This is a genomic window from Streptosporangium sp. NPDC020072 (genome assembly GCF_040631445.1).
GTDB lineage: Bacteria > Actinomycetota > Actinomycetes > Streptosporangiales > Streptosporangiaceae > Streptosporangium.
The window spans coordinates 188560-205537 of the sequence record NZ_JBEYAB010000018.1 but is presented as its reverse complement, the minus strand read 5'-3'; the positions used below and the strand labels follow the sequence as shown (position 1 = coordinate 205537).

The window sequence follows — 16978 nt, the reverse complement described above, 5'->3', positions numbered from 1 at the left end:
TGGCGGGATGTTTTGGGGGTGGAGCGGGTCGGGGTGCATGACAATTTCTTCGAGTTGGGTGGGCATTCGATCCGGGCGGTCGCTTTGGTGGGCGCCCTCCGCAAGAACGGCTTCGACGTCGAGGCACGCGACGTCTTCGAACACGCCACCGTGGCGCGGCTGAGTGAGAGGCTCGCCGACCGGGACCGGGCGGTCGAGGAGGTCACCCCGATCGAACCCTTCGCCCTCGTCTCCGCCCACGACAGACAACGTCTGGCCGCCGACGTCGTGGACGCCTACCCCCTGGCCCAGGCCCAGCTCGGCATCCTCCTGGAGATGCTCGCCAACCAGGACCAGCACCTCTACCAGAACGTCACCTCCTTCCGCGTCCGGGACGAGCGGCCCTTCGACCGGGAGGCCTTCCGTGCCGCCGCCCGGCTGGTGACCCGTCGGCACGAGGTGCTGCGCACCTCCTTCGACCTGGACGGCTACTCCGTCCCCCTGCAGCTCGTGCACACCGACGCCGAGGTCCCCCTCGACGTACGCGACTGCCGTGAGCTGACGCCGGAGGCCGTGGCCGAGCTCGTCCGCCGGCACACCGAGGCCGAGCAGCGGGCACGGCTCCCACTGGACACCGCGCCCCTCATGCGGGTCACCGTACATGTGGCGCAGGACGACGCCTGGTGGCTGTCCGTCAGTGAGAACCACGCGATCCTGGAGGGCTGGAGCCACTACTCCATGCTGATGGAGCTGCTGGAGTACTACCAGACGATCAGGGACGGCGCCGTACCCGACCCGGCCCCGCTGCCCGCCCTGCGTTACGCCGACTTCGTGGCCGCCGAACAACGGTCGCTTGAGTCCGAGGACGACAGGGCCTTCTGGCGCGGCGTCGTCACCGACCACCCCAAACTGGCGCTCCCAGGGACCTGGGGCGACCCGGGACCGGCCGAGACCTACGAACTCACGATCTCCATCGCGGATCTCGACGACGGTCTGCGCGCCCTGGCCAGGACGTCGGGAACCTCGCTGAAGAGCGTGCTGCTTGCCGCGCACCTGAAGGTGCTGAGCCAGATCACCGACCAGGAGTCCTTCCACAGCGGTCTCGTCCTGCAGGCGCGGCCCGAGGTCGACGGCGCCGACCGGCTCTACGGCCTGTTCCTCAACACGCTCCCGTTCCCCCACACCAGGGGCGCCCGCACCTGGCGTGACCTGGTGTACGAGGTGTTCACCACCGAGACGGCCATGTGGCGGCACCGCCGGTTCCCGATGCCCGCGATCCAGCGGGAGGCCGGAGACGGCGGGCGGCTGATCGACACGATCTTCACCTTCCTCGACTTCGAGCAGGTCGACACCGAACTGGTGGAGGTGGGCGGCGCGTTGGCCGGCGGCGGCACCGAGTTCCCCCTCGCGGTTGGCGTGATCGCCGGCAACCTGGGCATCACCGCCGACACCACCGTGCTCAGCCGCGCCGACGCCGGACGCCTGGCCGCGATGTACCGGGCCGTGCTGGAGGCCATGGCGGCCGACCCCCTCGGGGACGCCCGGGCCGTCCACCTGCCGCCCGGCGAGGGCGAACCGGACACGGTCGCCGAGATGGGCCCCTACCCCACCGTGCACGAGGCGTTCGAGGCGCGCGTGCGCACCTGCCCGGACGCCGTCGCCGTCGTCAGCGGACAGGAACGGCTGACCTACCGGGAGCTCGACACCCGGGCCAACCGGCTCGCGCACCACCTGCGCGCTCTGGAGACCGGGCCGCTGGTGGGCGTGTGCCTCGACCGCGGCGCCGAACTGACGCTCACCCTGCTCGGCGTGCTGAAGTCGGGTGCGGGCTACGTGCCGCTCGACCCGGCCGTCCCCGCCGAGCGGCTTGGGCGGATGCTGTCCGACAGCGACGTCTCCGTCGTGGTCACCACCGCCGACCTGGCACCGATGATCCGCGAGGTGTTCACCGGCCGGATCGTGCCGATCGACGAGCGGAGCGCCGAGATCGGGGCCCTGCCCGGCACGCCCCCGCCTCCGTCGTCCACCGCCGGCGACATCATGTACGTGATCTACACCTCGGGCTCGACCGGCCGCCCCAAGGGGGTCTGCGTCAGCCACGCCAACGCGATGTGGCTGCTCGACGAGACCAGGACGTACCTGTCGATCGACGACGACGACGTCTTCACGCTGTTCGCCTCGTTCGCCAACGACGTGGCGGTCGGCGAGATGTTCGGCGCGCTGCTCAACGGCGGAAGGCTCGTCGTCGTCCCGCAGGAGGTCACCCGTTCTCCCGAGGACTTCCTCGACCTCCTGGTCCGCCACCGCGTCACGGTCATCGACCAGACCCCGTCGTCCCTGCGGGGCCTGGTACGGCTGGCCCAGGACGGCGATCCGAGAACGGACCGGCTCGCCCTGCGCGTCGTCCTGATCGGCGGAGAGAAACTGGAGGCGGGGGACGTGGCCGCCTGGATCGACCGGTTCGGCGTCGAACGCCCGATACTGGTCAACGTCTACGGCAACACCGAGGCGACGTCCAACTCCACCTTCCAGCGCATCACCGCCGGCACCCTGGCCGGTGGCGGCAGCCCGATCGGCGTCCCCATGCCCGGCGTGCGGATCCAGCTGCTCGACCGCGAAGGCCACCAGGTGCCCGCGGGTGTGCCCGGCGAGATCCACATCGGTGGCGCGGGGGTGTCCCTCGGCTACCTGGGCCGTCCGGGCCTGACGGCGGAGCGGTACGTGCCCGATCCGCAGGGGCCCCCGGGATCGCGCCGATACCGCACCGGTGACCTGGGACTGCGCAGGTCCGACGGCACCATGGAGTTCCTCGGCAGAGTGGACGACCAGGTCAAGATCCGCGGACACCGGATCGAGCCGGGCGAGATCGCCGCGCTGCTGCAGGAACAGCCGGGCGTACGGCACGCCGTCGTGGTGGTCCGCGAGGACACCCCCGGCGACAGGCGCCTCGTCGGATACGTCGTCGGGGACGAGGTCGATCCCGCGCGGCTCAGGACGGCGCTGTCCCGATCCCTGCCCGACCACATGGTGCCCTACGCCTACGTCCGGATGGCCGAGATCCCGCTGAACCACAACGGCAAGCTCGACCACCGCGCCCTGCCCGTCCCGGACCGCGCGGCCCTGGCCACCGGCGGCGACCACGTCGCGCCGAGTACCCCGACTGAGCGCACGCTGGCGGAGATCTGGGCACGGGTGCTCGACGTCCCGGAGGTCGGGGCGCGTGACACCTTCTTCGGGCTCGGCGGCCACTCGATCCTCATGATCCAGGCGATCCGCGAGGTCAAGCAGGCCGGGCTCCCCATCTCCCTGCTGATGATGTACCAGCACGAGACCGTCGCCGACCTGGCCGCGGCCATCGACGCCGCCCCGGGCGGCGCGCGCGGCGCGACCGGCGCGGAACAGGGTCCGGTGACGGGCGAGCTCACGCTCACCCCGATCCAGCACTGGTTCCTCGCCGAGGAGGGGCACGAGGAGCCCTTCGCCCAGCGGGCACTGCTGACCGTGGAACCGGCCGCCGATCCCGACCTGCTCGAACGCGCCCTGCGTGAGCTGACGCGGCACCACGACGTGCTGCGCCTGCGCGTCGAGGACGGCCGCGGACACCTGGCCGAGGAGGCACCGGCAGGACTGCTCAGGGTCGTCGACGACCTGACCGAGCCCGGGTCCGAGCCCGCGGATCACGACCTCGCCGCCGGCAGGGTGCTGAGCGCGGCGCTGTCGCGGTCGGGCTCCCAGCTGCTGCTGAGCATCCACCACCTGGCCGTGGACATCGTGTCCTGGGCGATCCTGCTGGAGGATCTGAACACCGTCTACAGCCAGCTTGAGGCGGGCCGGCCGGTGGAACTGCCGGCCAAGACCACCTCCGTCCGGCAGTGGGCACGCGAGCTGGCCGAGTACGCCGGATCGACCGAGCTCGCGGCCCAGACGCACCACTGGCTGAGCCGCGCGCCGCTACCGGACATCCCGGTGGACAGGCCCGGCCCCAACCGCACCGCCGACGCCCGGACGCTCTTGGTCGGCCTGCCGGAGAACCTGACCTCGACCCTGCTGCACCGGGCCGGTGACACCGCGACGGCGGAGGAGACCGTGCTCGCCGCCCTCGGTCTGGCGCTGACCGGCTGGACCGGCGGCGACGGGTTCCTGGTCGAGCTGGAGGGTCACGGCCGGCAGGAGGAACTGTTCGACGGCGTGGACCTGTCCCGCACCGTCGGCTGGTTCACCAGCGTGTATCCGTTCGCGGCCTGGTTGCCGCCGGGCCGTAAACCCCAGGCGGTGCTCAGGTCGGTACGCGACCAGTTCAGGGCCGTCCCCGGCCGGGGCATCGGCCACGGCGTATCCAGGTGGCTGTCGCCGGACGAGGACCTGGTCGAGGCCCTGGCCGCGCAGCAGCGGCCCGCCGTGCTGTTCAACTACACGGGCCAGGGCTCGGTGGGCACCCGGGGCCGGACCAGGTTCGCGCTCTCGCCGGAAGGACTCGGCAGCGTCGAGGGATCCGGCAGGCCCCGCAGCCACCTGCTGGAGGTCAACGCCGGAGTGCACCGGGACCGGCTGTACATGCACTGGACGTACTCGGCCGCCCTGCACGACGAGGAGACGGTCCGCCGGGTCGCTGACGACTGCCTGGCCCGGCTGACGGCGCTGCTCGAACCCGCGCGGCCGGTCGCGATCCCCTCCCCGCTGCCCGCGATGAGACGGCACAACGTGCCGGGGGTCGCGGTCGCGGTGATCCGGGGCCAGTCCGTCGAGGTCCACGCCCACGGCGTCCTCGCCGCCGGACAGAGCCGGGAGGTCACGCCGGACACCCTGTTCCAGGTGGGGTCGATCGGCAAGCACCTGACGGCCATCGGCGTGCTGCGGCTGGTCGAGGCCGGGTTGCTCGACCTCGACGCCGACGTCAACGACCACCTGGTCTCCTGGAAACTGCCGAAGACGATCCCCGGGACGGTGACCGCCAGGTGGCTGCTGAGCCACCAGGCCGGGCTCACCCGGACCGACGAGGACGACTTCCGGCGCGGCGAACCCATGCCGACCCTGCTCGACCTGCTGCCCGCCGTCGCGATGGAGCTGACGCCTGGTGAGCACTTCCGCAAGAGCAACGGCCACTACTGGGTGCTCGAACAGCTGATGAGCGACGTGGCGGGCGAGCCGTACCAGGAACTGATGCGCGAGCTGGTCTTCGAGCCCCTGGACATGAGGGCCACCAGCTACGACCTGACCTTCCCGGAGACCTCGGGCCTGCCCGTCGCCCACGGCCACGACGAACACGGCAGGACGGTGCCCGACGGCTGGCTGAACCGGCCCGCGCTGGCCGCGGGCAGCCTCTGGTCGACCGCGCCGGATCTTGCCAAGGTCGCCATCGCGGTACGGCGTGCCCATCTGGGGCACTCCGGCGCCGTCCTGCCGCGCGCCCTGGCGGCGGAGCTGCTCACCGTCGCCCACCGGGAGGCCCTGTACGGGCTGGGCACCTCGGTCGACGACACCGGCGGTGACATCGAGTTCGGTCATGTCGGAGAGTCCGCCGGATACCGGTCCATGATGCTCAGCCGGATCAACCGGGCCACGGGGTTCGTCGTCCTGACCAACTCCGAATCCGGCAAGGAACTGCACAAGCACGTGGCGGCGGCCATAGGCGAGCAGGAAGGCATGCGGTACGGCCAGGGCCAGGGCCGTACAGAGGCGGGTTACCGATGACACCGGAAGGGCTCGACGTGAACACAGGCGAAGCGGCGATCGAGGCCGGCGAGGCCAGGGACAAGCGCCCGCTGTTCAGGAACAGGGACTTCACCCTGCTGTGGGGCGGCGCGGCGTTCACGACCCTCGGCGCGCAGATCACGATCCTGGCCTATCCGATGCTCGTCCTGTGGGGAGGCGGCACGACCTCCGCCGCGGGGTTGGTCTCGGGCGCCGCGCTTCTGCCCTACCTGCTCGTTCAGCTGCCCGCCGGGGCCGTCGCCGACCGGTACGATCGCAGGCGCCTGATGATCATCTCGGACGTCGGGTGCCTGCTGGCGGCCTCCAGCGTGATGCTGGCGGTCTTCCTCGACCGGATCTGGCTGCCGCATCTGATGGTGGCGGCCTTCGTCCAGGGCAGCCTGGCGATCTTCTACGACCTGGCGGAACGCTCGGCCGTCAAGAATCTGGTCCGTGAGGACCAGGTTCCGGGCGCGCTGAGCCAGAACGAGGCCCGTCACCGAGCCATGATCATGCTTGGCCAGCCGCTCGGCGGGTTCCTGCTGAGCCTGGTGCGCTGGGTGCCGTTCCTGTTCACCGCGGTCGCGCACCTGGCCTCACTGCTGATGCTGCTGGCCATCCGGAGGAAGTTCCAGACCGACCGGGCGGAACAGCCCTCCGGCAGGCTGGCCGCAGACGTGGCCGAGGGCGTCACGTGGCTGTGGCGGCAGTCCTTCCTGCGCAACGTGATGCTCCTGGTCTCGGTCAGCAACCTGGTCTTCGAGGGCATGAGCCTCTCCCTCATGGTGATCGTCCGAGGCTCCGGCGGATCGCCGTCCAGCATCGGCGTCGTGGTCGCCATCAGCGGTGTCGGCGGCCTGCTCGGCGCGATGACCAGCATCTGGTGGCGGCGCAGGCTGAGCCTGCCCGCACTGATCGTGGCGGGTCTGCTGGTGTGGACCCTGTGCGTGCCGTCCCTGGCGTTCTTCAGTGATCCGGTCCTGCTGGGCGTCGTGTTCGCGTTCTGCGGATACATCGGCGGTGTCTTCAACGTCGCCGGAGGCGTGTACCTGGTCGGCCTGGCGCAGGACCACATCCTGAGCCGGGCCATCAGCGTCGCCATGCTGCTCGGCGCGGGCGCGAGCTTCCTCGGCGCGTTCGCCGGAGGGTTCGTCCTCGACGCGGCCGGTGTCGGCCGTACCGTGCTCGTCATGACCGTCCTGATGGGGAGCCTGGCTCTGGTGGCCCTGCTCAGCCCGTCGGTGCGGGCGGCCGCCCGCACCAGGGAGGGCGGCCGGCTGAGCGCCGAGGACGCCGCCGCGCTCGACTGAGCTCTTTCCCGTTTCGAGTACGGCGCCCCCGTGTTTTCCCACGGGATATAGAAGGCGTATAGCGGCCTCCCGGACGGTTGTGTCCGGCTCTCATGTGGCGGGGCCGGTAAAATTACCTGGATGGAGCAAGCGCTGTGCCGATATCCACCTCGAATGGCATTCTTGCGACTATTGGACAAACGCCGCTCGTTCAACTCGACCGTCTGTTTCCCGAATTCCCCTCCCGGGTGTTCGCCAAGCTGGAGCGTTTCAACCCCGGCGGCAGCATCAAGGACCGCAGTGCGCTGAGCATGTTGTCGGCCGCGATTCGCTCGGGCGAGCTGGAGCCCGGCAGGTCGACGGTGGTTGAGTCCAGTTCCGGCAATCTCGCCGTCGGGATGGCGCAGCTCTGCCGCTACTTCGGATTACGGTTCATCTGCGTCGTCGACGCCAAGACCACTGAGCAGAACATCGCGATACTGAAAGCCTTCCAGGCCAAGGTCGAGGTGGTCGACGCGCCCGACCCGGAAACCGGCGAGTACCTGCCGCGCAGGATCCAGCGGGTGCGCGAACTGGTGGAGAGCATCCCGCACGCCTTCAACCCGGACCAGTACGGCAACCCGCTCAACTCATACGCGCACTACGAGACGATGCGGGAGATCGTGGAGGCCCTCGACGGCGAGGTCGACCACCTGTTCTGCTCCGTCAGCTCGTGCGGCACCCTGATCGGCTGCGCCGACTACGTCGGAGGCCACGGCCTGCCGATCACCATCACCGCGGTGGACGCCGTCGGCAGCATGATCTTCGACGGTCAGCGGCGCGGCCCGCGGCTGCTGCCGGGGCACGGCGCGGCCGTCCGGCCCGGCCTCTACCGCGAGGACGCCGCCGACCGGGTCGTCCACGTGTCCGACCTGGACTGCGTGGTCGGATGCCGCAAGTTGTCGAGCCGCGAGGCGATCCTCGCCGGCGGCTCGTCGGGCGCCACGGTCGCGGCGCTGCACGCGCTCCAGGCGGAGATCCCGCCGGGCTCCACCTGCGTGCTGGTGTTCCCCGACGGGGGCGACCGCTACCTGAACACCATCTACTCCGACGCCTGGGTGCGCAGCACCTTCGGAGAGGTCTCCCATCTGTGGAAGGACGGGGTGTGAACGTGCTGATCATCCGACACGACGAGGTGTGCGACATCCTGCGGGGCGCCGAGACCGCACTGCTGGAGATCGTGCGGGACACCTACCGCAGACACGACGAGGGCGCCACGGTGGTGCCGCACTCGACCTTCCTGCGCTTTCCCGGTGACAGGACCAACCGCATCATCGGCCTGCCGGCCTACGTCGGCGGCGAAAACGGCGAAGATCACGTGGCGGGCATCAAATGGGTGTCGTCCTTCCCCGCCAACCTGGAGGCGGGGCTCCCGCGCGCGAACGCGACGATCATCCTGAACTCGATGGAGACCGGCAGGCCCGAGGCGTTCGTCGAGGCCACGGCGATCTCCGCGACGCGCACGGCGGCCTCCGCCGCGGCGGCGGCGGAGCTGCTCGCCCCCCCACGGCTCGACGGCGTGTCCCTGATCGGCTGCGGCGTGATCAACTTCGAGACGCTGCGCTTCCTCGCCGCCGTCTTCCCGGACATCTCCGAGGTGACGCTCTTCGACGCCTCCCCACAGCGCGCGAAGGAGTTCGGCGAGCGGGTCGGATCGCTGCTGCCGGACGCCGAGGTGACGCTCGCCGCACACGTCGGCGAGGCGGTGGCGGCCGCCGACCTGCTGTCCATCGCGACCACCGCGATCGAACCGCACCTGACCCTGGCGGGCATCCGGCCGGGCGCGGTGGTCCTGCACATATCGCTGCGCGACATCGTCCCCGAGACGATCCTGTCGGCACGCAACGTGGTTGACGACGTCGACCACGCGGTCCGTGAGCGCACCTCGCTGCACCTGGCCGAGCTGAGCGTCGGCGGACGCTCCTTCGTGCACGCCACCCTCGGCGGCCTGCTGCGCGCCACCGCGAGAGTCCCGGAGGACGAGCGGTCCCCGGTGATCTTCTCGCCGTTCGGGCTCGGCGCCCTCGACATCGCGGTCGCCCGCTTCGTCGCGGCGGAGGCCCGCAGGCGCGGGTACGGCGTGACCGTCAAGGACTTCCTGCCGAGGCCGGAGAAAACGGGCCTGTAGTGATTCCGGAATTCGAGATAGGACTGGGACGGGAGAGAGACGACATGAATGACCGATACCTCGTGGTGCTCAACGACGAGGAACAGTATTCGATCTGGTGGGCCGACCGGGACCTGCCCGCCGGATGGCGCGCCGAGGGGACCGAGGGCACCAGGGAGGAATGCCTGGCGCGCATCGAAGAGGTCTGGACCGACATGCGCCCGCTGAGCCTGAGGTGAGCGCGGCGGTGCGGTTCCTCGGTGATCTGGTGTGGCGGCAGGCCGCGGCCACCCCGGACGCGGTCGCGGTCGTCGACGGAGACACCGCGTTCACCTACGCGCAGCTGACCCGCCTGGCGGTCCGTCTGTCCCACCGGCTCCAGGACAGGGGGATCGGCCGCGGCCACATCGTCGGGATCGCCCTGCCCCGCGGCGCCGACTTCATCGTGGCGGTGCTGGCGACGTGGCGCAGCGGGGCGGCCTACCTGCCGATCGACCCCAGCCACCCACGTGAGCGGCGAGAACGGATCCATCGGGACGCGGCGCCGTCGATCGTGCTGACCCCCGGCCTGTTCGACGCGGAGGCGGAGCCCCCGGAGGCGGAGCCGGCGGCGGTGTCCGGGACGGACGCCGCGTACGTGATCTACACCTCGGGTTCGACAGGACGGCCCAAGGGCGTCGTGGTCACCCACGAGGGCATCGCCAACCGGGTGCTGTGGACGGTCGAGACCCACCGGCTCGGCCCCGGCGACCGGCTGCTGCACAAGACGTCGGTGACGTTCGACGCGGCGGGCTGGGAGATGGTGGGCCCGCTGGTCTCCGGCGGCACCGTCGTCGTCGCGCCGCCGGGCGCGGAAGGCGACCCCGAGGCGATCGTCCGGCTGGCCCGAAGCCACCGGGTCACCGTGCTCCAGGTCGTCCCCTCGCTGCTCAGACGGCTGGTCCGCGAGCCCGGCTGGACGGATCTCGGCGCGCTGCGGCTGCTGTTCTCCGCCGGCGAGCCCCTGCACGCTGAACTGTGCCGCCGGGTCCGGCTGCCCGGGGTCGAGGTGTGGAACACCTACGGGCCGACGGAGTGCGCGATCGACGTGACGGCGCAGCCCGTCGACCCGGAGCAGACGACGGGCCAGATCCCGATCGGGCGGCCGATCACCGCCATGCGGGTGGTGGTGCTCGACCCCTCAGGAGGCCTGGCCCCGATCGGAATGCCCGGCGAACTGCACGTCGGCGGCCCCGGCGTCGCCCGGGGATACCTCGGCCGGCCCGGGCTCACCGCCGAGCGGTTCGTGCCCGACCCGTATGGCCCGGCCGGCGGGCGGCTCTACCGCACCGGAGACCTGGTCCGCTGGGACCAGAGCGGCACCCTGCACTACCTGGGACGGCTCGACGACCAGATCAAGGTCAACGGCGTCAGGATCGAACCGGCCGAGATCGAGGCCGTACTGGAACGGCATCCGGCGGTCAGCGCGGCCGTGGTGACCGCCACCGACAACGCCCTGGTCGCCCATGTCACGACCGAGGAGGAGATCAGCCCGGTACGGCTGCGCCTCTTCGCCCGCGAGAGCCTGCCCGACACCCACGTCCCGACCAGGTTCGTCATGCTCGACGAACTGCCGACGCTGCCCAGCGGCAAGGTGAACCGCGCGGCCCTGACGGTGCCGGCCGCCGAGGAGCGGAAGGAGCTCCGGCCGCCGCGCACCGCGGCCGAGCGGAGGGTCGCGGACGTGTGGGCGGAACTGCTCGACATGGACGGCGGGGTCGGCGGGGTCGGCGGGATCGGCGTGGACGACGACTTCTTCCAGCTCGGCGGGTCGTCGCTGCTGCTCACCAGGCTCGCCAACCTCCTGGACATCCCGCTGCCGGAGCTGTACGAGACGTCCACCGTGGCCGGGCAGGCCAAGCTGCTCGACGAACGCGCCGGCGTCGAACCGGTCCGTCCCGCCGAGCGGACGCCGACCATGGAGGTCTCCTTCGGGCAGCGGCGCCTGTGGCTGCTCGACCGCATCCAGCCGGGCAGCCCGGAATGGATCGCCCCGCTGTTCATCCGGCTGCCCGCCGAGGTGGAGGCCGCCACCGTCGCGAGGGCCCTGGAGGAACTCGGCCGACGGCACGAGGTGCTGCGCACCCGCTACGTCGCGCACGACGGCGAACCGCGTCAGGTCGTCGACGAGCACGTCGACGTCGAGCTCAGGATCGCCGACGGCGATCTCGGCACCCTGTTCGCCGAGCAACTCGCGCGCGGCTTCGACCTGGAGACCGGACCGGTCTGGCGGGCGATGCTGGCCAGGGCGGACGGCGAACAGGTGCTCATGATCACTGTTCACCACATCGCCTGCGACGGCTGGTCCTCGGTGCTGCTCGACGCAGAACTCCGCGCGCTGTGCGCCGGACGCGAACTCCCCGCGACGGGGCTGCGGTACGCCGACTACGCGGCCTGGCAGCGCCGTACGCTGACCGATGACGTGCTCGCCGGGCACCTGGACCACTGGCGCGGCCACCTGGCCGGCGTGCCCGCGCTCGATCTGCCGACCGACCACCCGCGCCCGCCGCACCGCGACCACCGCGGCGCGATGGTCGTGTTCGAGGTTCCGGCGGAACTGGCCGGGGACCTGACCGAACTGGGCCGGCGGCACGGCACGACCCTGTCGGTCGCCCTGCTCACGGCCTGGGCCGCGCTGCTGTCCAGGTACAGCGGGCAGCGCGACTTCGCCGTCGGCCTGCCCGTCAGCGGGCGGGAACGCCCCGAGTTCGGAGACGTGGTCGGGTTCTTCCTCAACACCCTGGCGCTGCGGATGGACCTGACGGGCAACCCCTCCTTCGAGGAGGCGTTGCGGCGCGTCGGCGAGGTCAGCCGGGCCGGATTCGCGCACCAGGTGGTGCCCTTCGACCGTCTGGTCGAGGAACTGCAGCCGGAGCGCCATCTCTCCCGCACCCCCATCTACCAGGCCGCCTTCGACCTGCACGAGGTCGGCCACACCGACACCGAGCTGCACCAGGACGACGCCGCCCCGCTCGGCGAGGCGTGGCTGATCGCCAAGACCGACCTCAGCCTCCTCGCCCAGCACCGTCCCGACGGCTCGGTGCTCGCTTCGATCGAGTACGCCACCGCCCTGTTCGACAGGCACACCGCGGAACGGATGGCCGAGCGCTTCCTGCGCCTGCTGTCGAGTGTCACGGCCGAACCGGGCGTCCGGCTGTCGGCCGTCGACCTGCGCGAGGAGGAGGAACGACGGCGTCCGGTCCCCACCGCCGAGCCGCTCCCCGTCACCCGGTGCGTCCACGAGGTGTTCGAGGAGATGGCCGGGCGGACGCCCGAGGCCACCGCGGTGGTGTTCGAGGACACCTCGCTGACCTACGCCGAGCTCAACGCCCGCGCCAACCGGCTGGCCCGCCACCTGGCCGGGCGCGGCGCGGGGCCGGAGAAGCTGGTCGGCGTGTGCCTCGAACGAGGCCCCGACCTGCTGCCCACCCTGCTCGCGGTGCTGAAGACCGGGGCCGGATACCTGCCGCTCGACCCGGGGCAGCCGGCGGACAGGATCGCCTTCATCGTGGCCGACGCGGGAGCCGAGACGGTGGTGACCACGTCGGACCTGGCGGCGAAGATGACCGGCGACCTCGTGCTGCTCGACGAGATCGACCCGGACGGATCCCCGGCCGACCTCGGCGTCGTCGTACGCCCGGACAACGTGATCTACGTGATCTACACCTCCGGCTCGACCGGCAGGCCCAAGGGTGTGGTGGTGACGCACGCCAACGTGCTTCGCCTGTTCACCGCCGCGGGACGCTACCAGGACTTCGGCGCGGACGACGTGTGGACTCTCTTCCACTCCTACGCCTTCGACTTCTCGGTCTGGGAGATGTGGGGCGCGCTGCTGCACGGCGGCCGTCTGGAGGTCGTGCCCCGGGAGACCGTCCGCGATCCGGACCGCTTCCTCACCCTCCTCACCGAACGGGGGGTCACGGTCCTCAGCCAGACCCCGTCGGCGTTCCGGCGGCTCGTGGCGTTCGCGGCGGCGGAGGACCCGCGCGTCGACCGGCTCGCCCTGCGCTCGGTCGTCTTCGGCGGTGAGAAGCTGGAGGTCGGCGAGCTGGGGCCGTGGATCCGCAGGCTCGGCGTCGACCGCCCACGTCTGGTCAACATGTACGGCATCACCGAGACCAGCGTCCACACCACCCACCGGCCGATCGGCACGGCCGACACCGGAAGCCCGATCGGCCTGCCCCTGGACGACCTGCGCGTCCACCTGCTCGACGAGTACGGCGGCGTGGCCCCCGACGGCGTACCCGGGGAGATGTACGTCGGAGGACCCGGCGTGGCCCGCGGGTATCTCGACCGGCCCGCGCTGACCGCCGCCAGGTTCATTCCCGACCCGTTCGGCCCTCCGGGATCACGCCTGTACCGCAGCGGCGACCTGGCCAGGCGCAACCGCGACGGCGGCCTGGAGTTCCTCGGCCGGGCCGACGAACAGGTGAAGATCCGCGGCTACCGGGTCGAACTCGGCGAGATCCAGGCCGCGCTCCTCGACCAGCCGGGCGTCCGCGACGCCGTGGTGGTGCTGGGCGAGAACACGCTGGTCGGCTACGTCGAACCGGAGGGCGAGGAGATCGATCCGGGCGAGCTGAAGGCCGCGCTGGCCCGCCGCCTGCCCGACTACATGGTGCCGAGCGCGATCGTGCCGCTGGACCGGATCCCGCTGACGGCCAACGGCAAGCTCGACCGCGCGGCGCTGCCCGCGCCGGGCCGCGACGAGGTGGGCGCCGCCGAGTTCGTCGCCCCGCGTACGGCGGTCGAGACGTGGATCGCCAAGGTGTGGCAGGACCTTCTGGAGATCGACAAGGTCGGCGTGGGTGACGACTTCTTCGCCCTCGGCGGCAACTCCATCCTGGTACTGCGGATGATCGCCCGGGTCCAGGAGGAGTTCGACGTCGAACTCGGCGCGCGGGAGGTCTTCGAAAACCCCGGCCTGGTGCGGCTCGCCGGGCTGGTGGAGGCCAGGGTGCTCGCGGAGATGTCCGGTTCAGAGAGCTTCGAGATGGAGACACGATGACAGTGCGGCACCTGATCTCGGTCGACGATCTGTCCGACGGCGACATCAGGAAGATCGTGGCCCGGGGCGTCGAGTTCCGCGAGAGGGGCGCCGGAGCGGACCGGCCGCTGGCCGGAAGGATCGCCGGGATCTACTTCGGCAAGACCTCGACGCGGACCAGGACCGCGTTCACCGCCGGCACGCTGCGGCTCGGCGGGCAGGTCATCCCCCTCGGCCCGGGCGACCTGCAGACCAACACGGGAGAGTCGATCGAGGACACCGCGCGGGTGCTGGGCAGGATGCTGGACGTCTTCGTCATGCGCACCGCGGGCGATCCCGCCGAGATGCGGACGTTCGCCGAGGAGGACCGCATGGCGGTGATCAACGCGATGAGCGCCACCGAACATCCGACCCAGGCCCTGACCGACATCACCACGCTCCTGTGGCGCTTCGGCGGTGTCGAGGGGCTGCGCATCCTGTACGTCGGCGAGGGCAACAACACCGCCTCCGCACTTGCACTGGCGCTGAGCAGGTACCCCTCGGCCCGGCTCGAACTGCGCACCCCGCCGGGCTACGGCCTGGCTGACGACATCCTCGCCCGCGTCGATCCCGAGGTGGTCACCGAACGGCACGACATGGACGACCTGCCCAAGGGGGTGAACGTCGTCTACACCACGCGCTGGCAGACCACGGGCACCACCAAGCCGGACGCGAACTGGCGGGAGATCTTCGCGCCGTTCCAGGTCACCACCGCCCTGTGGGAGGACAGCCCGCAGGCCGTGTTCATGCACGACCTGCCCGCGCACCGGGGTGAGGAGGTCACCCCCGAGGTGATCGACGGCAAGCACAGCATCGCCTTCGACCAGGCGGAGAACAAGCTGCACAGCGCCATGGCCGTACTGGAGTGGTGCCGCGTGGAGGACGGCGGCCGATGACCGCGCAGACGCTGGACGCCGTCCTCGGCGATCCGTGGGACGAGGCCAATCCGCTCGGTTTCGCCGCGGTGCTCGACGCCGACGAGCGGGGGGAGCTGCTCGCCCCCGGTGAGGCCGCGCTGGACGACGTCCGGCTCGCCGCGGAGTTCGTGCCGAGGTCGCTGGGCGGCCGGCTGGTCCAGGTGAACGGGCTGGTCCAGCCGATGCGGGCGATCTTCAGGCGTGACCCGACGCTGGGGCTCGGCTACGGCATCACCAGTTTCATCGCCGCCGTTCCCGTCTGGACGGACGGCGACGACGGGCAGCGGCGCTGGCTGGCCGATCTGCTGCTGCGCGGGGAACGCGCGGCGGCGGCGTTCACCGAGCTCGCCCACGGCGCGGACTTCACCAGGGTCGCGCTGCGGGCCGAGCCCCGGCCGGACGGGTTCCTGGTCAACGGCGCGAAACAGCTGATCAACAATATCGGGCGCGCACGCGCGGTCACCCTGTTCGCCCGCACCGACGACCAGCCCGGCAGCCGCAGTCACTCCACGCTGCTGCTGGACATGGCCGCCCTGCCGCCCGAGACCGTTCGTGTCCTGCCGCGCTTCCCCATCTCGGGACTCAGGGCGAGCCTGCTCGCCGGCGTGGAGTTCACGGACTGCCCGGTTCCCGCGCCGAGCCTGCTGGGCAGGCTCGGCGCGGGCCTGGAGACCTCTCTGCGCGCCTTCCAGGTGACACGTACGGCACTGCCCGCGATCGTCGTCGGCGTCCTCGACACGCAACTGCGCCTGGTGGCCGGCTTCGCCGGTGAACGGGTGCTCTACGGACGGCCGGTGGCCGACATCCCCCAGGTGCGGGACGGCCTGACCGGCGCCTTCGCCGACCTGCTGGTCTGCGACGCCTTCAGCGCCGTCGTCGGCCGGGCCCTGCACCTGCTGCCGGAGCAGACCAGCGTGGCCGCCGCGGCGAGCAAGTACGTGGTGTCCACCCTGATCGAGGCGGCGGCCTACGACCTGTCGGTTCTGCTGGGAGCGCGCTCCTACCTCCGGGAGGGTCCCTACGGGCTGTTCCAGAAGTACCAGCGTGACCTTTCGGTGACCTCCCTCGCGCACGCCAGCGAGGCGGCCTGCCTGTCCACGATCATTCCGCAGCTGCCGCGGCTCGCCCGGCGGAGCTGGCTGCGGGCCGAGCCCGCCCCACCGGAGCTGTTCGAGCTCGACGACGAGCTGCCCGAGCTCGACTTCGGCCGGCTCGTCGTCGACGCCAGGGGCACGGACTCCCTCAGCGCCGCGCTGGTCCTGGCCGACGCGCCGGAACTGGCGGAGCTGCGGGCGCTCTTCCTCGCCGAGCTCACCGCGCTGCGCGCGAGCTGCGTCGACCTGCCGCCGGGGGAGCGTACGGTGTCGGCGTCGGCGGGCACCTTCGCGCTGGCCGAACGTTACAGCCTGGTGCTCGCCGCCGCCGCGTGCGCCGGAGTGTGGGCCGCCCGACGCGATCCGGTCACCACGGCCTGGCTGGTCGTGGCGCTCGGCCGGCTGGCCGACCGGCTCGGCCTGCCGCACTCGCCGCCGCCCGCGGACGCCGGGCGGGTGCTGTTCGCCGAACTGGTACGCCGGCACGAGCGGTCACTGACGTTCGACCTCTCCGGACATCCGCTTTCCCGGCACGGCGGCTGACGCCGACGTGAGCTGCCCCCTCCGCGGGCAGCTGTGGCCGCAGCCACCGGCTGGCTTCGCACGGAGCAACACGGGGCACCAACCCCGCGCGTCCGCTACTTCGTCGGTACTCGGCGCCCTCGTCATGTTGTCCATCATCTCGATCCCTCCACGCGCTGTCTCTGCGGCCTGTACCACTCTCCTGCCGGTAGCTGGCTGCACTTCTCCCATGGGTCCAAGGGCCCGGTCGACCACCTCCCGGCCGGGCTCGGTGC

Annotated in this window: 8 protein-coding genes; all 8 read left to right on the top strand. The window is 71.3% G+C overall.

Features of this window, described 5'->3' with window-relative positions:
* Positions 1 to 12: 12 nt before the first annotated feature.
* The 8 genes from ABZ470_RS35965 to ABZ470_RS35930 all read left to right on the top strand — a co-directional run bounded on the left by ABZ470_RS35965 (position 13) and on the right by ABZ470_RS35930 (position 16724).
* Positions 13 to 5670, top strand: a complete 5658-nt coding sequence (locus ABZ470_RS35965; protein WP_362917092.1) for an amino acid adenylation domain-containing protein — start codon at positions 13 to 15, stop codon at positions 5668 to 5670.
* 17 nt (positions 5671 to 5687) lie between these two features.
* The gene (locus ABZ470_RS35960; protein WP_362772016.1) at positions 5688 to 6980 is read left to right on the top strand and encodes an MFS transporter; all 1293 of its coding nucleotides are present in this window, start codon (positions 5688 to 5690) and stop codon (positions 6978 to 6980) included.
* Between the two features lie 134 nt (positions 6981 to 7114).
* Positions 7115 to 8107, top strand: coding sequence for a 2,3-diaminopropionate biosynthesis protein SbnA (gene sbnA, locus ABZ470_RS35955; RefSeq protein ID WP_352012705.1), 993 nt, complete (start codon positions 7115 to 7117; stop codon positions 8105 to 8107).
* Positions 8108 to 8109: 2 nt separating this feature from the next.
* The gene (sbnB, locus tag ABZ470_RS35950; RefSeq protein ID WP_362917090.1) at positions 8110 to 9126 is read left to right on the top strand and encodes a 2,3-diaminopropionate biosynthesis protein SbnB; all 1017 of its coding nucleotides are present in this window, start codon (positions 8110 to 8112) and stop codon (positions 9124 to 9126) included.
* 44 nt (positions 9127 to 9170) lie between these two features.
* Positions 9171 to 9344 (top strand): MbtH family protein, encoded by a 174-nt coding sequence (locus ABZ470_RS35945; protein ID WP_352012703.1) that lies wholly within the window; start codon positions 9171 to 9173, stop codon positions 9342 to 9344.
* Positions 9341 to 14152, top strand: coding sequence for an amino acid adenylation domain-containing protein (locus tag ABZ470_RS35940; RefSeq protein WP_362917088.1), 4812 nt, complete (start codon positions 9341 to 9343; stop codon positions 14150 to 14152). The genes ABZ470_RS35945 and ABZ470_RS35940 overlap by 4 nt, the downstream gene beginning before the upstream one ends.
* Entirely contained in the window at positions 14149 to 15066 is a 918-nt protein-coding gene (locus ABZ470_RS35935) for an ornithine carbamoyltransferase (RefSeq protein WP_362917086.1), read from the top strand. Before ABZ470_RS35940 ends, ABZ470_RS35935 begins: the two co-directional genes overlap by 4 nt.
* On the top strand, positions 15063 to 16724 hold the full coding sequence (locus ABZ470_RS35930) for an acyl-CoA dehydrogenase (protein ID WP_362917084.1): 1662 nt from the start codon (positions 15063 to 15065) through the stop codon (positions 16722 to 16724). The genes ABZ470_RS35935 and ABZ470_RS35930 overlap by 4 nt, the downstream gene beginning before the upstream one ends.
* Positions 16725 to 16978: the final 254 nt, after the last annotated feature.